Origin of the sequence: Streptomyces sp. NPDC051243, assembly GCF_044455405.1 — a bacterium.
Classification (GTDB): domain Bacteria; phylum Actinomycetota; class Actinomycetes; order Streptomycetales; family Streptomycetaceae; genus Streptomyces.
The window spans coordinates 192,602-210,303 of the sequence record NZ_JBITES010000012.1 but is presented as its reverse complement, the minus strand read 5'-3'; the positions used below and the strand labels follow the sequence as shown (position 1 = coordinate 210,303).

Here is a 17,702-nt window from a genome sequence, read left to right as displayed (position 1 = left end):
GATCAACCCAGCACGACAATTTCGGCCGCGTCGAACTCCACCCCGACCACGTCCCCGACCTCCGGCGCGTCCCGCAGCGCACACGCCGCCTCCAGGCGCGGCGCGTCCTCCGGCTGGAGGTGCACGGCGACATGCGTGCCCTTGAACGTGCGTGCCGCGACCTTGCAGCGCAGCCCGGCGTCGGGTGCCACGAGCCGCACCCCGGCCGGCCGTACGAGCAGGGTGCGTGTCCCCTGCCCGGCGCCCTCGCCCACCGGCAGCTTGCCCCAGGGCGTGTCCGCGGCCTCCCCGGCGACCGTGCCCTCGACCACGTTGTCGAAGCCGAGGAAGCGCGCCACGAACTCGTCCACCGGCCGCTGCCACACCTCCAGCGGCGTCCCGGTCTGGGCGATCCGCCCCTCCCGCATGACCACGACCCGGTCGGCGAGCGCGAAGGCCTCACCCTGGTCGTGCGTCACGGCCAGCACGGTGGTGCCCAACCGCCCGAACAGCTCCCGGAGTTCGACCACCAGCCGCTCACGCAGCGAGCGGTCGAGCTGCCCCAGCGGCTCGTCCAGCATCAGCAGCCGCGGCCGGGGCGCGAGCGCACGGGCCAGCGCGACCCGCTGCTGCTCCCCGCCGGAGAGGGCGGCGACGGCGCGCCGGGCGGCCCCCGGCAGTCCGACGAGGTCGAGCAACTCCCGTACCCGCTCGGCCTGTTCACCCTTGGAGGCGCCGTGCATCCGTGCCCCGAAGGCCACATTGCCGCCGACGTCGCGCTGCGGGAACAGCTGATGGTCCTGGAACATCAGCCCGACGCCCCGCTTGTGCGCGGGCACCCCGGCCTGTTCCCGCCCGTCGAGCAGCACCCGCCCGGAGTCGAGGGGTTGCAGCCCCGCCACCGCCCGCAGCAGCGTCGACTTGCCGCTGCCGCTCGGCCCGAGCACGCACACGATCTCGTGCTCGGCGACATCGAGGTCGACGCCGTCCAGCACGGCCCGCCCGCCGAACCGTACGGTCGCACCCGCCAGGCTCAACAGCATCTAGAACTCCCCCGTCCGATCCGTACGAAGCCGCTCCAGGACCAGCAGCGCCACCGCGCACACCACCATCAGTACCGTCGAAAGGGCCATCGCCTGGCCGTAGTTGAGCTCGCCGGCCCGCCCCAGCAGCCGCGCCACGGCCACCGGAAGCGTGGGATTGTCGGGCCGCGCGATGAACACGGTCGCCCCGAACTCACCGAGCGACACGGCGAAGGCGAACCCGGCCGCGATCAGCAGCGCCCGCCGCACCATCGGCAGATCCACCTCACGCCAGACCCGCCAAGGCGAGGCCCCCAGCACCGACGCCGCCTCGCGCAGCCGCTGGTCCACGGCGCGCAGTACGGGCAGCATGGTCCGTACGACGAAGGGCACCCCGACGAGCGCCTGGGCCAGCGGAACCAGGATCCACGAGCTGCGCAGATCGAGCGGCGGCTCGTCCAGGGCGATCAGGAACCCGAACCCGACGGTCACCGCGGACACTCCGAGCGGCAGCATCAGCAGCGCGTCGAAGCCGCGTACGAACCGCCCCGCGTCCCGCCGGGTCAGCGCGGCCGCGGCCAGACCGCCGATCAGCACGGCGATGAGGGTGGCGACGACGGCGTACTCCAGCGAGTTGCCGATGGCCTCGATCGGCGCGACGAGGAAGACCCCGCCGTCGGCGCTGGTCAGCGCCCGGTAGTAGCCGAACTCGGGCGCGTCCAGCGACCGCTGCACCAGGACGGCGAGCGGCAGCAGCAGGAGTACGACGATGACGACCAGGACGCCGGCCAGCAGCGCCCACTGCCCCGCCCCGCGCGGCCGCCGCGCGGTCACGGACGCGTCGACCAGCCGAAGGGTGCTCTCCCGTCGCCGTACCGTCCAGGCGTGCACGGCGAGGATCGCGGCCACCGCCAGGAACTGGATGATCGTCAGGACGGCGGCCGTGGAGAGGTCGAAGATCTCGGACGTCTGCCGGTAGATCTCCACTTCGAGGGTCGAGAAGGTCGGCCCGCCGAGGATCTGGACGACACCGAAGGAGGTGAAGGTGAACAGGAAGACCATGAGCGCGGCGGCCGCCACGGCGGGCGCGAGGGCCGGGAGGGTGACCTGCCGCCACGCCTTCAGCGAAGACGCCCCCAGCATCCGCGCGGCCTCCTCCTGCCGCGGGTCCAGCTGCGACCAGAGCCCGCCGACCGTCCGTACGACGACGGCGTAGTTGAAGAAGACGTGTGCGAGGAGGATGGCCCACACCGTGGTGTCCAGGCGCACGCCCCACAACTCGTCGAGGAGCCCGCCCCGGCCGACGAGTGCGAGGAAGGCCGTACCGACGACGACCGTCGGCAGCACGAAGGGCACGGTCACCACGGCGCGCAGGATCTGCTTGCCGGGGAAGTCGAAGCGGGCGAAGACATAGGCGCCCGGCAGCGCGATCAGCAGGGTCAGCGCGGTGGACGCGAGGGCCTGCCAGGTGGTGAACCACAGGACGTGCCGGATGTCGGACTGCCCGAGCACGTCCCAGAGCCGCCCGAACTGCCAGACCCCGTCGACCTTCAGACCGCGCGCGACAATCGCGGCGACGGGGTAGGCGAAGAAGACCGCGAAGAAGGCCACGGGCACGGCGATGAGGCCGAGCCGCACCGCTGCGCTCCGCGGGTTCCTCCTCCGAATCGGCCGGGGGGCTACTTCAGTACGAGCGAGGTCCACGACTTGACCCAGTCGTCACGGTTGTCGGCGATCTTCGCCGGGTCCATGGTCTCGGGCTCCTCGGCCTGCGGGCCGTACTTCGCGAACTCCTCGGGCACCTGGGCACCGTCGACCACCGGGTAGACGAACATGTTGAGCGGCATGTCCTCCTGGAACGTCTTCGTCAGCAGGAAGTCGATCAACGCCTTGCCGCCCTCGGCGTTCTTGGCGTTGCTGAGCAGACCCGCGTACTCGACCTGGCGGAAGCAGGTGCCGGTCGCGACCCCGGTGGGGGCGGCCGTCGGCTTCGGGTCGGCGTAGATCACCTCGGCGGGCGGCGAGGAGGCGTACGACACGACGAGCGGCCGGTCCGCCTTGGCCTGCTTGCCGCCGGCCGAGCCGGAGAACTCCTCGTTGTAGGCCTGCTCCCAGCCGTCGACGACCTTGACGCCGTTGGCCTTCAGCTTCCCCCAGTAGTCCTGCCAGCCGTCGTCGCCGTACTTGGCGGCGGTGCCGAGCAGGAAGCCCAGGCCCGGCGAGGAGGTGGAGGCGTTCTCGGTGACGAGGAGGTTCTTGTACGCCGGCTTGATCAGGTCGTCGAACGACGTCGGCGGGGCCAGCTTGTGCTCGCTGAAGTACGCCTTGTCGTAGTTGACGCAGATGTCGCCGGTGTCGACGGGAATGACCCGGTGCTCGTCCTGGTCGGCCTGGTACCGGGCGTCGATCTTGTCGGCGCCCTTCGCCTCGTACGGCTGGAACAGCCCGTTGTCGAGCGCCCGCGACAGCAGGGTGTTGTCGACGCCGAAGAAGACGTCGCCCTGCGGGTTGTCCTTGGTGAGGATCGCCTTGTTGACGGCCTGCCCGGCGTCGCCGTCCTCCAGGACCTTGACCTGGTAGCCGGACTGCTTCTCGAACGCGGCGAGGACGTTCTTCGAGACGGCCCACGAGTCGTGGCTGACGAGCGTCACGGTCTTCGACCCGCCGGACCCGGACCCGCCGGAACTCTCGTCGTCGGACGACGATCCGCACGCGGACAACGTGACCAGGCCGAGACCGACGGCCAGGGCCAGGTACTTCTTGGTGGTGCTCACTGAATTCCTCCTGGGATGGACCAGGAAGAGACGCGGCCCCGCCCAGAAGTCCTTTCGGCTCCCGGGCAGGGCGCAACAGCTTGAGTGATGACCGAACTTCCTACCCAGAATGACCTGGGCGAGGTTCAGAGGGTCTGCGGCCTGGTTGCCGCACTCTCAGCGCTGTGGCGCTCCCCTGTCGGAATATGAAGATGTTCGTACGGGTGTACGCGCTCAGATTACCGCTCGGTGGCCGCGAGCTGACCGCAGGCCCCGTCGATCTCCTGACCACGGGTGTCCCGAATCGTCACCGGCACACCATGGGCGGCGATGGCCTCGACGAACGCCTTCTCGTCCTCGGGCCGCGAGGCGGTCCACTTCGACCCGGGAGTCGGGTTCAGCGGAATCAGGTTCACATGCACGGGCTTGCCCTTGAGCAGCCGCCCGAGCCGGTCACCGCGCCACGCCTGGTCGTTGATGTCCCGGATGAGCGCGTACTCGATGGACAGCCGGCGCCCGGACTTCTCGACGTACTCGAACCCGGCGTCGAGCACCTCGCGCACCTTCCACCGCGTGTTCACGGGGACGAGGGTGTCGCGCAGCTCGTCGTCGGGCGCGTGCAGCGAGATCGCGAGCCGGCACTTGAAGCCCTCGTCGGCGAACCGGTGGATGGCCGGGACGAGACCGACGGTCGAGACGGTGATCCCGCGCTGCGACAGCCCCAGCCCGTCCGGCTCGGGATCGGTGAGCCGCCGAATCGCCCCCACGACCCGGTTGTAGTTGGCGAGCGGCTCGCCCATCCCCATGAAGACGATGTTGGACAGCCGAGCGGGCCCGCCGGGCACTTCCCCGTCCCGCAGCGCCCGCATCCCGTCCACGATCTGATGCACGATCTCCGCGGTGGACAGATTGCGATCGAGCCCCGCCTGCCCGGTGGCGCAGAAGGGACAGTTCATCCCGCACCCCGCCTGGGAGCTGATGCACATGGTCACCCGGTCCGGATACCGCATCAGCACCGACTCGACGAGCGTCCCGTCGAACAGCCGCCACAGCGTCTTGCGCGTCGTGCCCTCGTCGGTCGACAGATGCCGTACCACGGTCATCAGCTCCGGGAACAGCTCCTCCCGCAGCTTGGCGCGCGATCCGGCAGGGATGTCGGTCCACTGCTCCGGGTCGTGCGCGTACCGCGCGAAGTAGTGCTGCGAGAGCTGCTTGGCACGAAACGGCTTCTCGCCGATCGCGGCGACAGCGTCCTTGCGCTCACCGGGCGTGAGATCGGCAAGGTGCCGCGGCGGCTTCTTGGCTCCGCGGGGGGCGACGAAAGTGAGTTCTCCGGGCTTAGGCATGGCTGTACCAGTGTCGCAGATCCACTGGTGTGGCCCGCTCCCCTGTGGACAGCCGGGATCACTCCCGCGTGGCGGATGGCCGCGACGGGCTCGTACGTGCCTGCCGAACGCCGGGCTAGTCGGTCCTGCGCTCCAGCCTGTCCTTGAGGAGTTGCTCGTCGCGCGGCAGTTCCTTGCGAACCTGTGGGCGGACGACGAGGGGCACCAGGACCTTGCCGAGGCCGTGCCCTTCGAAGTCGATGTCGATCGTCACGCGGGAGCGGCGTCCGTCGTCGAGCGGCTCGATCTCACCGTGGGTGCGGGGCCTGACGGGACCGTCGATCCCGTGCAGATCCCAGCTGTGCGGAGGGTCGAGCTCGTCGAACTGCACGGTCATCGGAAGCTGTCGGTTGCCGATGCGCCGGGTGACCCGCACCCGGGAGCCGGCGTGGACCGGCCCTTCGTCGAGCGGCTCGGCCGAGACGGCGCTCAGCTGCCATTCGGGCAGGTGGGACGGGTCGGTGATGTACGCGTAGACCTCGTCCGGCGTGCAGTCGACGTCGATGACTTCTCGGATGGCGGTCATGATGACCCCCTTCGAGTCCCCTGTGGGTGCCTGTGAGTGTCTCTGAGTGCCTTCGTTGACGTACACCCGAATCGTCCCACAGACCAAGGAGCCTCCGCTCTGCAAGAACGGAGGCTCCCTGACACTGACCGATCCGTCAGCCCGACCCGACGAAGAGCACCAGCAGCAGCCACACCACAGGAGCCGTGGGCAGCAGCGAGTCCAGCCGGTCCATGATCCCACCGTGACCCGGCAGCAGCGTTCCCATGTCCTTGATGCCCAGGTCCCGCTTGATCATCGACTCGCCGAGGTCGCCCAGTGTGGCGCTGGCCGCGACCGCGAGGCCCAGCAGCAGCCCCTGCCACCAGGTGCCGTCGTCGATCAGGAACTCCATGCACAGCGCGCCCGCCACCATCGCGAAGCTCACCGCGCCGAGCAGGCCCTCACGGGTCTTGCCGGGGCTGATGCGCGGGGCGAGCTTGTGCGTGCCGAAGCGCCAGCCGACGGCGTACGCACCGGTGTCGCTGACGACCGTCAGCAGCAGGAACGTCAGGACGCGGTACGCCCCGTCCTCGGCGGTGAGCATCATCGCGACGAACGTCGCCAGGAACGGCACGTAGAACGCCGCGAAGACGCCCGCGGTGACGTCCTTGAGATAGCCCTCCGGCGGTTCCGTCATGCGCCAGACCAGTACGGCCAGCGCGGTCAGCGCCATCGACACCCAGGCGCCCTCGGCACCCCGGACGTATCCGGCGACGACCATGGCCGCACCGCCGAGGGCGAGCGGGACGAGGGGCGCCTTGATGCCCTTGCGCTCCTCGAGCCGCTTGGTCAGCTCCCACAGCCCCACCACGACCGCGACCGCGACGACACCGACGAACACGGCCTTGACGACGAACAGCGAAGCGACGATCACCACGCCGAGCCCGACACCGACCCCTATGGCCGCACCCAGGTCGCGCCCCGCGCTCTTCTTCTGCGGCTGGGGCGCCGGCTGCGGGGCGTCGGGCATGGGCTCCGGATTCTGCTGCGCCGCCTCGAAGGGCCGCGCCTGCGGCGTGTCGTACGGCCGCGCGTGCGGCGGCTGTTCGCGGAACAAGGGGCCGCTCAGCCGAGCGGCCCCCCGGTCGTCATCCTGGTCTCCGCCATACGCGGGTCCCTCGGGCACGATGGGCATGGGGCGAGTCTGCTGCGCCTCAGGCGCATCGTACGCGGGACCCGCCGGGGCAGCCCCCTGGACAGGTCCACGCTCGGCGGCGGCCCCCCAGTACCCGGCTTGCCCGGCATGCCCGGCTTGTGGCGGTGCCCCCCAGGAAGAGTCGTTCATCAGACCTCGAGCAGCTCCGCTTCCTTGTGCTTCAGAAGCTCGTCCACCTGGGCGACGTACTTGTGCGTGGTGTCGTCGAGCTCCTTCTCCGCACGGCGGCCCTCGTCCTCACCGATCTCGCCGTCCTTGATCAGCTTGTCGATGGCGTCCTTGGCCTTGCGGCGGACGGAACGGATGGACACACGCGCGTCCTCGGCCTTGCCCTTGGCGACCTTGATGTAGTCGCGGCGGCGCTCCTCGGTGAGTTCGGGGAACACCACACGGATGATGTTGCCGTCGTTGCTCGGGTTGACGCCGAGGTCGGAGTCGCGGATCGCCTGCTCGATGTTGCGCAGCGCGCTCTTGTCGAACGGGGTCACGACCGCCATGCGCGGCTCCGGCACGGAGAACGAAGCCAGCTGGTTGATCGGCGTCGGCGCGCCGTAGTAGTCGGCCACGATCTTGTTGAACATCGCCGGGTGCGCACGACCGGTGCGGATCGCGGCGAAGTCCTCCTTGGCGACCACGACGGCCTTCTCCATCTTCTCCTCGGCCTCGAGGAGGGTCTCTTCGATCACCACTTGCTCCTGCGTGTCTTGAGTAAAGGCCCGGCTGCGGTTCCAGGGTGGGGGCGGCGGCCGGCTGCGTCGCGTCTTCTTCCTGCACGGTTCCCGACCGGCAGGACATTGTCCATCCCCCGGCCAGGGTCCGTCCCGTCCGTCCCCCGGACGGGGTTGTTCTCGGGCGTCAGCCCTGACTGCCCTGCTCACCCACAAGCGTGCCGATCTTCTCACCATTGACGGCGCGGGCGATATTGCCCTCCGCCAGCAGCTCGAAGACGAGGATCGGGAGCTTGTTGTCGCGGCACAGGGTGATCGCCGTGGCGTCGGCGACCTTGAGATCGCGGGTGATGACCTCGCCGTAGCCGAGCGAGTCGAACTTGACCGCGTCGGGGTTGGTCTTCGGGTCGGAGTCGTAGACCCCGTCCACGCCGTTCTTGCCCATGAGCAGCGCCTCGGCGTCGATCTCCAGGGCGCGCTGGGCGGCGGTGGTGTCGGTGGAGAAGTACGGCATGCCCATACCGGCGCCGAAGATGACCACGCGGCCCTTCTCCAGGTGCCGTACGGCGCGCAGCGGGATGTACGGCTCGGCGACCTGGCCCATGGTGATGGCGGTCTGGACCCGGCTGTCGATGCCCTCCTTCTCCAGGAAGTCCTGGAGGGCGAGGCAGTTCATCACGGTGCCGAGCATGCCCATGTAGTCCGAGCGGGCCCGGTCCATGCCGCGCTGCTGGAGTTCGGCACCGCGGAAGAAGTTGCCACCGCCGATGACGACCGCGATCTGCGCGCCGTCGCGTACGACGGAGGCGATCTCGCGGGCGATCTTGTGCACCACGTCCGGGTCGACGCCGAGGCCCCCGCCGCCGGAGAAGGCCTCTCCGGACAGCTTCAGCAGAAACCGGCCGCGTACTTTGCCGTCGTCGCTCTTCTGGGCCTTGGTGGTCATCGAGATCCCGCCTTTGTTACGTGGTGCACATACGAAGAAGGCCATTGCCGGTTGGGGCGTGTTTCGCATCCCATGCGCGGCAATGGCCTCCTCGTCAGATCTGCTGTCGTCCGTCACGCGCGCGTGCGTGGTGACGGCGTCCGCGGACGACTGCCCTCGACCCTAGCGGTATTTCGCCGGTGGTCGGGCGCCGATCGCGGTACGGACTCAGATGCCGACCTTGATGCGCGTGAAGCGCTTCAGGGTGACACCGGCCTCGTCCAGGATCTTCTGGACGGACTTCTTGTTGTCGAGCGCGTACGGCTGGCCCAGCAGCGTGGCGTCCTTGAAGAAGCCGTTGAGGCGACCCTCGACGATCTTCGGCAGGGCGGCCTCGGGCTTGCCCTCGGCGCGGGTGGTCTCCTCGGCGACGCGGCGCTCGGACTCGACGACCTCGGCCGGGACGTCCTCCTTGGAGAGGTACTTCGGCGCGAAGGCGGCGATGTGCTGGGCGATGCCCTTGGCGACCTCGGCGTTCGGCTTGTCCAGCTCGACGAGGACACCGATCTGCGGGGGCAGGTCGGGCATCGTGCGGTGCATGTAGGCGAGCACGAAGCCGTCGGCGAACTGCGCGAAGCGGTCCAGGACGATCTTCTCACCGAGGTTGGCGTTGGCCTCGTCCACGAACGCCTGGACGGTCTTGCCGGCCTCGATCTCGGAGGCGAGCAGGGCCTCGATGTCGGCCGGGGAGGTCTTGGCGACGTGCTCGGCGATGGCGGTGGCCACGCCCTGGAACTTCTCGCCCTTGGCGACGAAGTCCGTCTCGCACTTCAGCTCGACGAGGACACCGGAGGAGTTGTCGTCGGCGATGATCGAGACCACGGCGCCGTTCTCGGCGGAGCGGCCCTCGCGCTTGGCGACGCCCTTCTGGCCCTTGATGCGGAGCGCCTCGACGGCCTTCTCGACGTTGCCCTCGGCCTCGTCCAGCGCCTTCTTGCAGTCCATCATGCCGGCGCCGGTGAGCTCACGGAGCTTCTTGACGTCGGCGGCGGTGTAGTTCGCCATGAGTCTGTGAATCTTTCTCGAAGTCTGGAAGATCGAAGATCTACGGAGTCTGCAGCCCCCCGTCTATCCGGGGGCGCTGACCTTCCGTCGACCTACGGGTGAACGGCGGAAGCGGACTTCAACCGCGCCGAGGCGCTGTTGGAGGAGTACCGCTCCCGCCGTCAACGCTGACGGTGTCAGGCCTGCTCGCCCTCGGCGGCCGGAGCCTCGGCAGCGGGGGCCTCGGCAGCAGGCGCCTCGGCGGCGGCCGGGGCCTCCTCGGCCTTCTTCTCGCCCTCGAGCAGGTCGCGCTCCCACTCGGCGAGCGGCTCGCCCGCGGCCTTCTCGCCCTTGCCCTCCGTCGCCACGCCGGAACGGGCGATGAGGCCCTCGGCGACGGCGTCGGCGATCACACGGGTGAGCAGGGTGACGGAGCGGATCGCGTCGTCGTTGCCCGGGATCTTGTAGTCGACCTCGTCGGGGTCGCAGTTGGTGTCGAGGATGGCGACAACCGGAATGTTGAGCTTCCGGGCCTCACCGACCGCGATGTGCTCCTTCTTGGTGTCCACGATCCAGACGGCGCTGGGCACCTTCTGCATCTCGCGGATACCGCCGAGCGTCTTCTCCAGCTTGGCCTTCTCGCGGGAGAGGACCAGCAGCTCCTTCTTGGTCAGACCGGAGGACGCGACGTCCTCGAAGTCGATCTGCTCGAGCTCCTTGAGGCGCTGCAGACGCTTGTAGACGGTCGAGAAGTTGGTGAGCATGCCGCCCAGCCAGCGCTGGTTGACGTAGGGCATGCCGACGCGGGTGGCCTGCTCGGCGATGGCCTCCTGCGCCTGCTTCTTGGTGCCGACGAACATGACCGTGCCGCCGTGGGCGACGGTCTCCTTGACGAACTCGTAGGCGCGGTCGATGTACGACAGCGACTGGAGCAGGTCGATGATGTAGATGCCGTTGCGCTCCGTGAAGATGAAGCGCTTCATCTTCGGGTTCCAACGACGGGTCTGGTGACCGAAGTGGACGCCGCTCTCCAGCAGCTCCCGCATCGTGACGACGGCCATGGCCGTGTTCTCCTTGGTTTCTCGGTTGTGCCGCGGGTGCCGGACGGCTCCCGCGCCTGACGCCCACATGCGCCGTGCCACAAAGGACCGAGGGGCGCTGATACGGACCGTCTCCGGGAGCCGCATCGGGGCGTGCGAAGTCGACCCGGTGACCCGGATCGCCAGAAGAAGTGTACGGGACCCGCGAGGTACCGGGTGACGCCGCCGTCCACAACCCGGGAGTTATCCACAGGTATCGGCCATGATCGGGGAGGTTGCGGGACGGTTCTCGCATGCGAGAGAAGCGATGTGCGAGGACGGCGGCGACCGCGACGGCGGCGAGGACGTGCGGGCGGCTGGTGCTGCGGCTGGTGTCACTGCTGCTCCTGACGGGGACCGTCCTGCTGGCGCCGGCCCCACGACTGATGCCGGCCGCAAGTGACTTTCCTGCCGCGCCGCCCCGGGATCCGACGGTGCCGGCGGTCGGCCGCGCCTGGCCCGTTGGAGTGCGCCCTCCGGTCCTCCGCGGCTGGGAGCCCCCGGCGTCCGCGTACGGCCGCGGCCACCGCGGCGTGGACCTGGCAGCGCCCGTCGGGACACCGGTACGGGCGGTGGCGGCGGGGCGGGTTTCCTTCGCGGGCCGGGTCGCGGGGAAGGCGGTCGTGTCGGTGGAGCTCACCGGGACGGGGGATCCGCCGTTGCGGACGACGTATGAACCGGTGCGGGCGATGCTGAAGAAGGGCGACGAGGTGGAGGCGGGAGAGGTCGTGGGGACAGTCGAGGCGACCGGTTCGCACTGCGCCGGGACGTGCGTCCACTGGGGCTTACGGAGAGGCGACACCTACCTGGACCCGCTGTCGCTCCTCCCGCCGTGGCTACTGCACAGGGGACCGTCGAGGCTGCTGCCGGTGCTGGGGGTGCCGCTGCCGTCCTAGTCGGCGCGGGGCGCGGGCACCGGGCGCGGGCGAATTCACGTAGCTGCGGGCATCAGTGCCATGGAACCCTCCACCCGGAGGGGCGCGCCCAGCCGACGCATGGCTGCGGGCAGTCGTGCCACTGAAGCGCCACGGGTGGGCGCAGCGGCGGCGACTCTGCACCCGCACGCGCGGGCGGGCGTTCCCACCCCGGCGGCACCCGGCGCCGGTCAGCCGGTCAACCCCGCACACCCCGCAGCGCCATGGCCACGGCCGCCTCCGTGATCACCGAGGGATCCTCCGCCGCCCCCAACTCGATCCTCCGCACAGCCGCGTCCACGACCCCCTGCAACAGCATCGCCGCCAGCCGGGGCTCCGCGTGCCCCATCTCCCCCAGCGCCTGGACGATCATCGCGACGAGTCCGCCGTGCGCCGCCCGGATCTTCTCCCGAGCCCCGGCGTCCAGCTCGCTCGCGGAGATCGCCACCACGGCGCGGTGCCGCCGGTCCCCCACCAGCGCGAGCTGCTGCCGCACATAGGCCTCGACCTTGCCCTCGGGCGACGCCTCCCGCTCCATCGCCGCCGAGACCTCCGCGGCCCACACGGGAAAGTCGACCTCGCACAGCTCCTCGACCACGGCGGCCCGGGACCGGAAGTACTCGTACACGGACGACCGCGCGAGCCCTGTCCGCTCGGCGAGGGCCGGGAAGGTCAGCGCGTCCGTCCCGCCCTCGGACAACAGGGACCGAGCCGCGTTCAGCAGGGCGGCTCGCTGCATCGACCGGTGCTCGGCCACGGAGGCCGCTCGAATCCTTGGCACGTCAACCACTTTACGGACGCGCCACCGCCGGCGGGAGTCTCTCCACGGATCCCCCCACCACATCCCGCCAGGTCATCGACCGAAGCCGGCCAGCTTCGCCCGCAGCTGCAGCACCGACTTGGTGTGGATCTGGCTGACCCGGCTCTCGGTAACGCCCAGCACGTTCCCGATCTCGGCGAGCGTGAGGCCCTCGTAGTAGTACAGCGTCACCACGGTCTTCTCCCGCTCGGGCAGGGTGTTGATCGCCCGCGCCAGGAACCTTCGCAGCTCCCGGTCCTCGGCCACCTCCACCGGATTGTCCGCGGCGGTGTCCTCCAACGTGTCCATGACGCTGAGGCCGTCGCCGCCCTCGCCCCCGACATGCAGCAGCTCCTCCAGCGCCACCACGTTGGCCAGCGACAACTGGCTGAAGACCGAGTGGAGTTCGTCCACCGCGATCCCCATTTCGACGGCCACCTCCGCCTCGGTCGGCGTCCGCCGCAGCCGCGCCTCGAGCGTCGCGTACGCCCGCTCCACGTTCCGCGCCTTCTGCCGCACCGACCGCGGGATCCAGTCCAGCGCCCGCAGCTCGTCGATCATCGCGCCCCGGATCCGCGTGATCGCGTACGTCTCGAACTTGATCTCCCGGTCGATGTCGAACTTCTCGATCGCGTCGATCAGCCCGAACACCCCCGACGACACGAAGTCCGCCTGCTCCACGTTGGGCGGCAGACCGACGCTCACCCGGCCCGCCACGTACTTGACGAGCGGCGAGTAGTGCAGGATCAGCTGCTCGCGCAACCGCTCGTCCCCGGTCGCCTTGTACGACCGCCACAGCTCGTCGAGTGTCGAGGGAGCGGGCGGCCGCACGCTGCCACCGTCACGGGCGGCTGGGGGGATCGCCGCACGGTCGGACCCGGAGGTGTGCTGGGGCATTCGTTGCCTTGTGCCGTTCTGCCGTGATGTGGGGGCGCCTGGGGGAGCTGCCGGTCTGATGTCGTTCTGATCTGTTGCGGGGTCGAGGTGCCGGTCTGCGCCGGGATTCTCGTGAGCGTAGCGTGACTGCGGCGTCGCGGTGCGCGAAGAAGAGAGCTCAAGCCGTACGCAGATACGTTCCGCTGGACGCCCCACCGGGGCACGGCGGTCGCTCTACGTGATCACCCGAACACCCCAACTGGGGGAATTCACAAGGGCGTCCGTGTTCCCCCGTACGGCCGAACACGCTCGGTCAGCATCGACTTCGATCTTCACGAGCGGACATAATCGCCTGGCGTGTCAACTTCCAGCCGTCGCCGTGTCGTTCGACGTAACCGAGTGAGCGGAGTTCGTAGAGCCGCGCGATCGCGTCGTCCGCGGTGGTCTGCGCCCCGCGCGCGATCTCGTCCGGCCGTGCCGCGCGGCGACCGGGGAGCGCGGCCAGAACTCTGCGCGCCCTCGGCTCCAGCAGATCGCGCGGGAGGACGGGCCCGCGCCGCTCGGGCGCCAGCTCGCCCATGTCGCCGACGATTTCGACGATCTCCGCGGCGTCGGTGACCAGCACGGCGTCGCCGCGCAGGAGTTCGTGCACGCCCGCGGAGAGGCCGCTGGTGGCCGGGCCGGGCACGCCCATCGTGTGACGCCCCAGCCGCTGGGCCGCCCGAGCGGTGGCGAGTGACCCGCTGCGGTGAGCGGCCTCGACGACGACCGTGCCCCGGGTGAGTGCCGCGATCACCCGGTTGCGCACGATGAATCTGCTGGGCGTCGGGTGGTCGCCGGGGGGCAGTTCTCCGATCACGAGTCCCTGTTCCGCGATCCTGTTGATCAACTGGGTGTGCCCGCGCGGATAGGGCCGGTCGACCCCGCAGGCGAGTACGGCGACGGTGGCCCCGCCGGTTCCCAGGGCACCTCGGTGAGCGGCTCCGTCGACGCCGTAGGCGCCGCCGGACACGACGACCCAGCCCCGCTCGGCGAGGCCGTCGGCGAGGGTGGCGGCCATGTGGGCCCCGTACTCGGTGCAGGCCCGCGCGCCGACGACGGCCACGGACCGCAAGGCCCACATCCGCAGGCTGGCCCGCCCCCGCACCCACAGCCCGATGGGCCCGGCGTCCCCCAGATCATCCAGCTGCTGCGGCCACTCGACGTCCCCGGGCCGCAGGAACCGCACCCCGACCTCCCGGGCCGCGGCAAGGTCCCGCCCGGGCTCGGCCCGCGACGCCCGGGCCCGCAGCCCGTCCCACCGCTTGTAACTCACCCCCGGCAGGGCCTCCGCCCCCTCCCGCAACCGCGCCACCACTTCTCCCACCCCGTACTCCCGCACCCACCGCCCGACGACCTCGTCGCCGGGCTCGACGACCCGGCTGAGAAGCACCCTGCCGAGCAACTCGTCGTCCGGATCCTCGCTCCCGTTCACGTCAGCGCCCCGATGGCCATGGGCACGCCACGCGGCACACCGGTGCGCAGTTGCAGCGCCAGTGCGACATCCGTGGCGTCCGGCCGGTCATGACCGACGAGGTCGGCGACGGTCCAGGCGACGCGCAGGACGCGGTCCAGTCCTCGGGCGGTCAAAACTCCTCGCTCAAGGTTCCGTTCGGCCTCGTCCATGGCGCCGATCGCGGCGTACCAGCGGCTTCGCAGCTCACGGCCGGGGACCTCGCTGTTGGTCCGCCAGGGGGTGCCGGCCAGGCGGGCCGACGCCCGCTCGCGGGCCGCGCGCACCCGGTCGGCGACCGTCGCGGTGGACTCGCCCCGAGCCCCGCGCTCCGCCAGCTGGGCGCGTGTGGCACGGTCCACCTCCACCCGGAGGTCAACGCGGTCGAGCAGCGGCCCGGACAACCGCGCCTGGTAGCGGCGGATGGCCGAGGGCGGGCACTCGCACAGGTCGTCCGTCTGGGAGAAGCGGCCGCAGGGGCAGGGATTTGCCGCCAGCACCATCAGGAACTTCGCCGGGAAGCGGACGACTCCGGCGCTGCGCGCGATCACGACGTGGCCGGCCTCCAGCGGCTGGCGCAGGGCGTCGAGGGCTTGGCTGTTGAACTCCGGCGTCTCGTCGAGGAAGAGGACACCCCGATGCGAGAGTGACACCGCGCCCGGCCGCGCGATGCCGGGCCCCCCGCCGACAAGGGCCTGCATCGTCGCCGAGTGATGCGGTGCGCAGTAGGGAGCCACATCGATCAGAGGCTTGCCCGGGGGCAGCAGACCCGCCACCGAGTGCACCGCCGTGACCTCCAGTGACTCCTCCCTGGCGAGCCGGGGCAGGATGGCCGGCAGCCGCTCCGCGAGCATCGTCTTGCCGGCGCCGGGCGGCCCCTCCAGGAAGAGGTGGTGTCCACCCGCCGCGGCGACCTCCACGGCCGTACGCGCCGACATCTGCCCCACCACGTCGGCGAGATCGTGCCCGTGATCGGGCTGTGCGGCGCCGAGGCTGTGCATGCCCGTGGCCGCCCCCGTACCCGGCATCCGCAAACCCGCGAGCAGCGGATCCGGGCGGCCCTGTTCGTCCGGCTCCTCATCGGGTACGGGTTCGTCCGCGAGAACGGCGATCAGCTGGCGCAGGCTGCGCACTCCCAGCACGGACACGCCCGGCACCAGTGAAGCCTCGGCCGCGGCACACTCCGGAACGACCACCTGCTCGTACCCGGCGTCCGCCGCGGCCAGCACCGCGGGCAGGATGCCCCGGACCGGACGCACACGTCCGTCCAGGCCGAGCTCTCCGATCATCACGATGTCGGCGAGGACTCGCGGATCGATCCGCTCGCAGGCGCCGAGGACGGCACACGCGACGGCCAGGTCGAAGCCGCTGCCCGCCTTCGGTACAGACGCCGGGCTGAGCCCGACGGTGAGCTTTTTCTGCGGCCACTCGCCACCCGAGTTCACGACGGCGGCCCGCACCCGGTCCCGGCTCTCCGAAAGACTCTTGTCCGGCAACCCCACCAACGTGAACGCCGCCACCCCCGGCTCCAGATCCGCCTGGACCTCGACCACGACCCCCTCGACGCCCACCAGGGCCACCGAACACGTACGAGCGAACCCCATCTCAGGCCACCCCCCGTGCGTGCTCGACCACAGGGGCGCCGCGCTGTGGCAGGAGGACGCCCACCAGGTCGATGCGGACGCCTCCCGGTGGTGCCCCGCCGTGGGCGTGGAGCCAGCTCTCCGCGAGGCCCCGCAGGCGCTGGGCCTTCTCCGGGGTCACCGCGGCCATCGGGTGCTCGAAGGCGCCCGTCCGGCGTGTCTTCACCTCGCAGACGACCAGGACGTCGCCGTCCCGCGCCACGATGTCGATCTCGCCCGTCCTGCCGCAGCGCCAGTTGCGCTCCAGGACCGTCATCCCGGCCTCGACCAGCCGCCGTGCGGCCAGCGTCTCGCCGTACCTGCCCAGTGCGCTGCGTGCGTTTCCCTTGCTCGTGCTCATGTCGGCACCACCTCCGGCGCCAACACTGAGGGCAGCTCACCGAGCTATTGGATCTTGGTGGACAAGTACGCGATTGTGGATAACTTCCTCACCCCTGCGGGTGAGCCGGGCCAGCCGGGCGGGCCGGGGTCAGCCGACTGAGCCGGGTCAGCCTCACCCGCCGGGAAGCTCCAGATCACTCTTGTTCAATTCCTCGATGTTCACGTCCTTGAACGTGAGCACGCGGACCTGCTTCACGAACCGAGCCGGCCGGTACATGTCCCACACCCAGGCATCCGCCATGGACACCTCGAAGAACACCTCACCCTGGACCGAATGCACCTGCATCTCGTAGTCATTGGTCAGATAGAAACGCCGCTCGGTCTCGATCACATACTTGAACAGACCGACGACATCGCGGTACTCCCGATAGAGCTTGAGCTCCATCTCGGTCTCGTACTTTTCGAGGTCCTCGGCGCTCATGGCATGTTCCCCTTCAGCCGTGCGATCCCACCATTGTGCGCCAGTCCCGTCAGCACCTAGACAATTTCGGGGTCAAGGGTCACGGGCCCGGCGGGGGGACCTTCGTCGAGCAGTGTGCGCAGCAGCTCGGCGAGTCTGGTCGGATACACCGTCTCATGCGCCCGGTCGAGTTCCTCACACGTCCACCAGCGCGCTCCGGCGACACTGCGCCGCTCCAGCTCGGTGAGGCCCACGGCCCGGATCGCCGTCTGTGTCGTACGGGCCAGGTAGTACCACTCGTCCTGGTCCCAGCGACGGCCCGCGAACGGGAAGGAGCACATCCGCCGCCACAGCACGGGACCGAGTTCCACCTCCGTGATGCCGGTCTCCTCGGCGAGTTCCCGCAGCGCCGCCGCCTCACGGCTCTCGTCGCCCTCGACGCCGCCGCCAGGCGTGAACCACCAGTCGTCCGCCGGATCCTCCGGCTCATGGCCGTGCAGAAGCAGAATGCGGTCCCGTGGGTCGAGCAGAACCACGCGCGCGACCTTGCGCAACCCGCCGTCGTACGAGTCGCCGTACGCGGTCTCCCCCGCGTCCGCCCCGCCGTACTCCTTGATTCCCGGCGCTGTCTCGCCGTAC

Annotated in this window: 18 protein-coding genes and 1 riboswitch; of the genes, 1 reads left to right on the top strand and 17 read right to left on the bottom strand. The window is 70.1% G+C overall.

Annotated elements, in window-relative coordinates; translation table 11 throughout:
- Positions 1–2: 2 nt before the first annotated feature.
- The 10 genes from ACIBAG_RS29995 to rpsB form a co-directional block, all read right to left on the bottom strand.
- Positions 3–1,022 carry an ABC transporter ATP-binding protein gene (locus tag ACIBAG_RS29995; RefSeq protein ID WP_399109225.1) on the bottom strand — a complete coding sequence of 340 codons (1,020 nt, stop codon included), beginning with the start codon at positions 1,020–1,022 and terminating at the stop codon, positions 3–5.
- The gene (locus tag ACIBAG_RS29990) at positions 1,023–2,705 is read right to left on the bottom strand and encodes an ABC transporter permease (protein WP_399109223.1); all 1,683 of its coding nucleotides are present in this window, start codon (positions 2,703–2,705) and stop codon (positions 1,023–1,025) included.
- On the bottom strand, positions 2,681–3,775 hold the full coding sequence (locus tag ACIBAG_RS29985; protein WP_399109221.1) for a thiamine ABC transporter substrate binding subunit: 1,095 nt from the start codon (positions 3,773–3,775) through the stop codon (positions 2,681–2,683). The genes ACIBAG_RS29990 and ACIBAG_RS29985 overlap by 25 nt, the downstream gene beginning before the upstream one ends.
- 79 nt (positions 3,776–3,854) lie before the next feature.
- A riboswitch (TPP riboswitch) is annotated at positions 3,855–3,962 on the bottom strand.
- Positions 3,963–3,993: 31 nt separating this feature from the next.
- Positions 3,994–5,100, bottom strand: coding sequence for a 23S rRNA (adenine(2503)-C(2))-methyltransferase RlmN (rlmN, locus tag ACIBAG_RS29980; protein WP_399109218.1), 1,107 nt, complete (start codon positions 5,098–5,100; stop codon positions 3,994–3,996).
- 115 nt (positions 5,101–5,215) lie between these two features.
- Positions 5,216–5,665: an SRPBCC family protein gene (locus ACIBAG_RS29975; protein ID WP_399109217.1), complete on the bottom strand. Its 450-nt coding sequence runs from the start codon at positions 5,663–5,665 to the stop codon at positions 5,216–5,218.
- 136 nt (positions 5,666–5,801) lie between these two features.
- Positions 5,802–6,971, bottom strand: coding sequence for a phosphatidate cytidylyltransferase (locus tag ACIBAG_RS29970; RefSeq protein WP_399109216.1), 1,170 nt, complete (start codon positions 6,969–6,971; stop codon positions 5,802–5,804).
- A complete protein-coding gene (frr, locus tag ACIBAG_RS29965) occupies positions 6,971–7,528 on the bottom strand; it encodes a ribosome recycling factor (RefSeq protein WP_147994035.1) in 558 nt (185 codons plus the stop codon). Before frr ends, ACIBAG_RS29970 begins: the two co-directional genes overlap by 1 nt.
- A gap of 169 nt (positions 7,529–7,697) precedes the next feature.
- Entirely contained in the window at positions 7,698–8,456 is a 759-nt protein-coding gene (pyrH, locus tag ACIBAG_RS29960) for a UMP kinase (protein ID WP_398823184.1), read from the bottom strand.
- A 207-nt stretch (positions 8,457–8,663) separates the two neighbouring features.
- Positions 8,664–9,500, bottom strand: a complete 837-nt coding sequence (tsf, locus tag ACIBAG_RS29955; RefSeq protein WP_399109214.1) for a translation elongation factor Ts — start codon at positions 9,498–9,500, stop codon at positions 8,664–8,666.
- A gap of 176 nt (positions 9,501–9,676) precedes the next feature.
- Complete coding sequence (gene rpsB, locus ACIBAG_RS29950; protein WP_399109212.1) at positions 9,677–10,540, bottom strand: 30S ribosomal protein S2; 864 nt, start codon at positions 10,538–10,540, stop codon at positions 9,677–9,679.
- Between the two features lie 404 nt (positions 10,541–10,944).
- On the opposite strand from rpsB, the gene ACIBAG_RS29945 reads away from it, so the two are divergent.
- Positions 10,945–11,454, top strand: a complete 510-nt coding sequence (locus ACIBAG_RS29945) for a murein hydrolase activator EnvC family protein (protein WP_399109426.1) — start codon at positions 10,945–10,947, stop codon at positions 11,452–11,454.
- 217 nt (positions 11,455–11,671) lie between these two features.
- On the opposite strand, the gene ACIBAG_RS29940 is transcribed toward ACIBAG_RS29945, so the two are convergent.
- From ACIBAG_RS29940 to ACIBAG_RS29910, 7 genes are all read right to left on the bottom strand, one after another.
- Positions 11,672–12,229, bottom strand: coding sequence for a TetR/AcrR family transcriptional regulator (locus tag ACIBAG_RS29940; RefSeq protein WP_399109424.1), 558 nt, complete (start codon positions 12,227–12,229; stop codon positions 11,672–11,674).
- A gap of 96 nt (positions 12,230–12,325) precedes the next feature.
- On the bottom strand, positions 12,326–13,168 hold the full coding sequence (whiG, locus tag ACIBAG_RS29935; RefSeq protein WP_328422905.1) for an RNA polymerase sigma factor WhiG: 843 nt from the start codon (positions 13,166–13,168) through the stop codon (positions 12,326–12,328).
- Positions 13,169–13,460: 292 nt separating this feature from the next.
- Positions 13,461–14,621 (bottom strand): DNA-processing protein DprA, encoded by a 1,161-nt coding sequence (dprA, locus tag ACIBAG_RS29930; protein WP_399109211.1) that lies wholly within the window; start codon positions 14,619–14,621, stop codon positions 13,461–13,463.
- On the bottom strand, positions 14,618–16,243 hold the full coding sequence (locus tag ACIBAG_RS29925) for a YifB family Mg chelatase-like AAA ATPase (RefSeq protein WP_399109209.1): 1,626 nt from the start codon (positions 16,241–16,243) through the stop codon (positions 14,618–14,620). The genes dprA and ACIBAG_RS29925 overlap by 4 nt, the downstream gene beginning before the upstream one ends.
- Before the next feature lies 1 nt (position 16,244).
- Positions 16,245–16,622, bottom strand: coding sequence for a YraN family protein (locus tag ACIBAG_RS29920; RefSeq protein ID WP_399109207.1), 378 nt, complete (start codon positions 16,620–16,622; stop codon positions 16,245–16,247).
- Between the two features lie 153 nt (positions 16,623–16,775).
- A complete protein-coding gene (locus ACIBAG_RS29915; RefSeq protein ID WP_003965949.1) occupies positions 16,776–17,084 on the bottom strand; it encodes a DUF2469 domain-containing protein in 309 nt (102 codons plus the stop codon).
- 56 nt (positions 17,085–17,140) lie between these two features.
- Entirely contained in the window at positions 17,141–17,680 is a 540-nt protein-coding gene (locus ACIBAG_RS29910) for an NUDIX hydrolase (RefSeq protein WP_399109423.1), read from the bottom strand.
- Positions 17,681–17,702 lie beyond the last annotated feature (22 nt).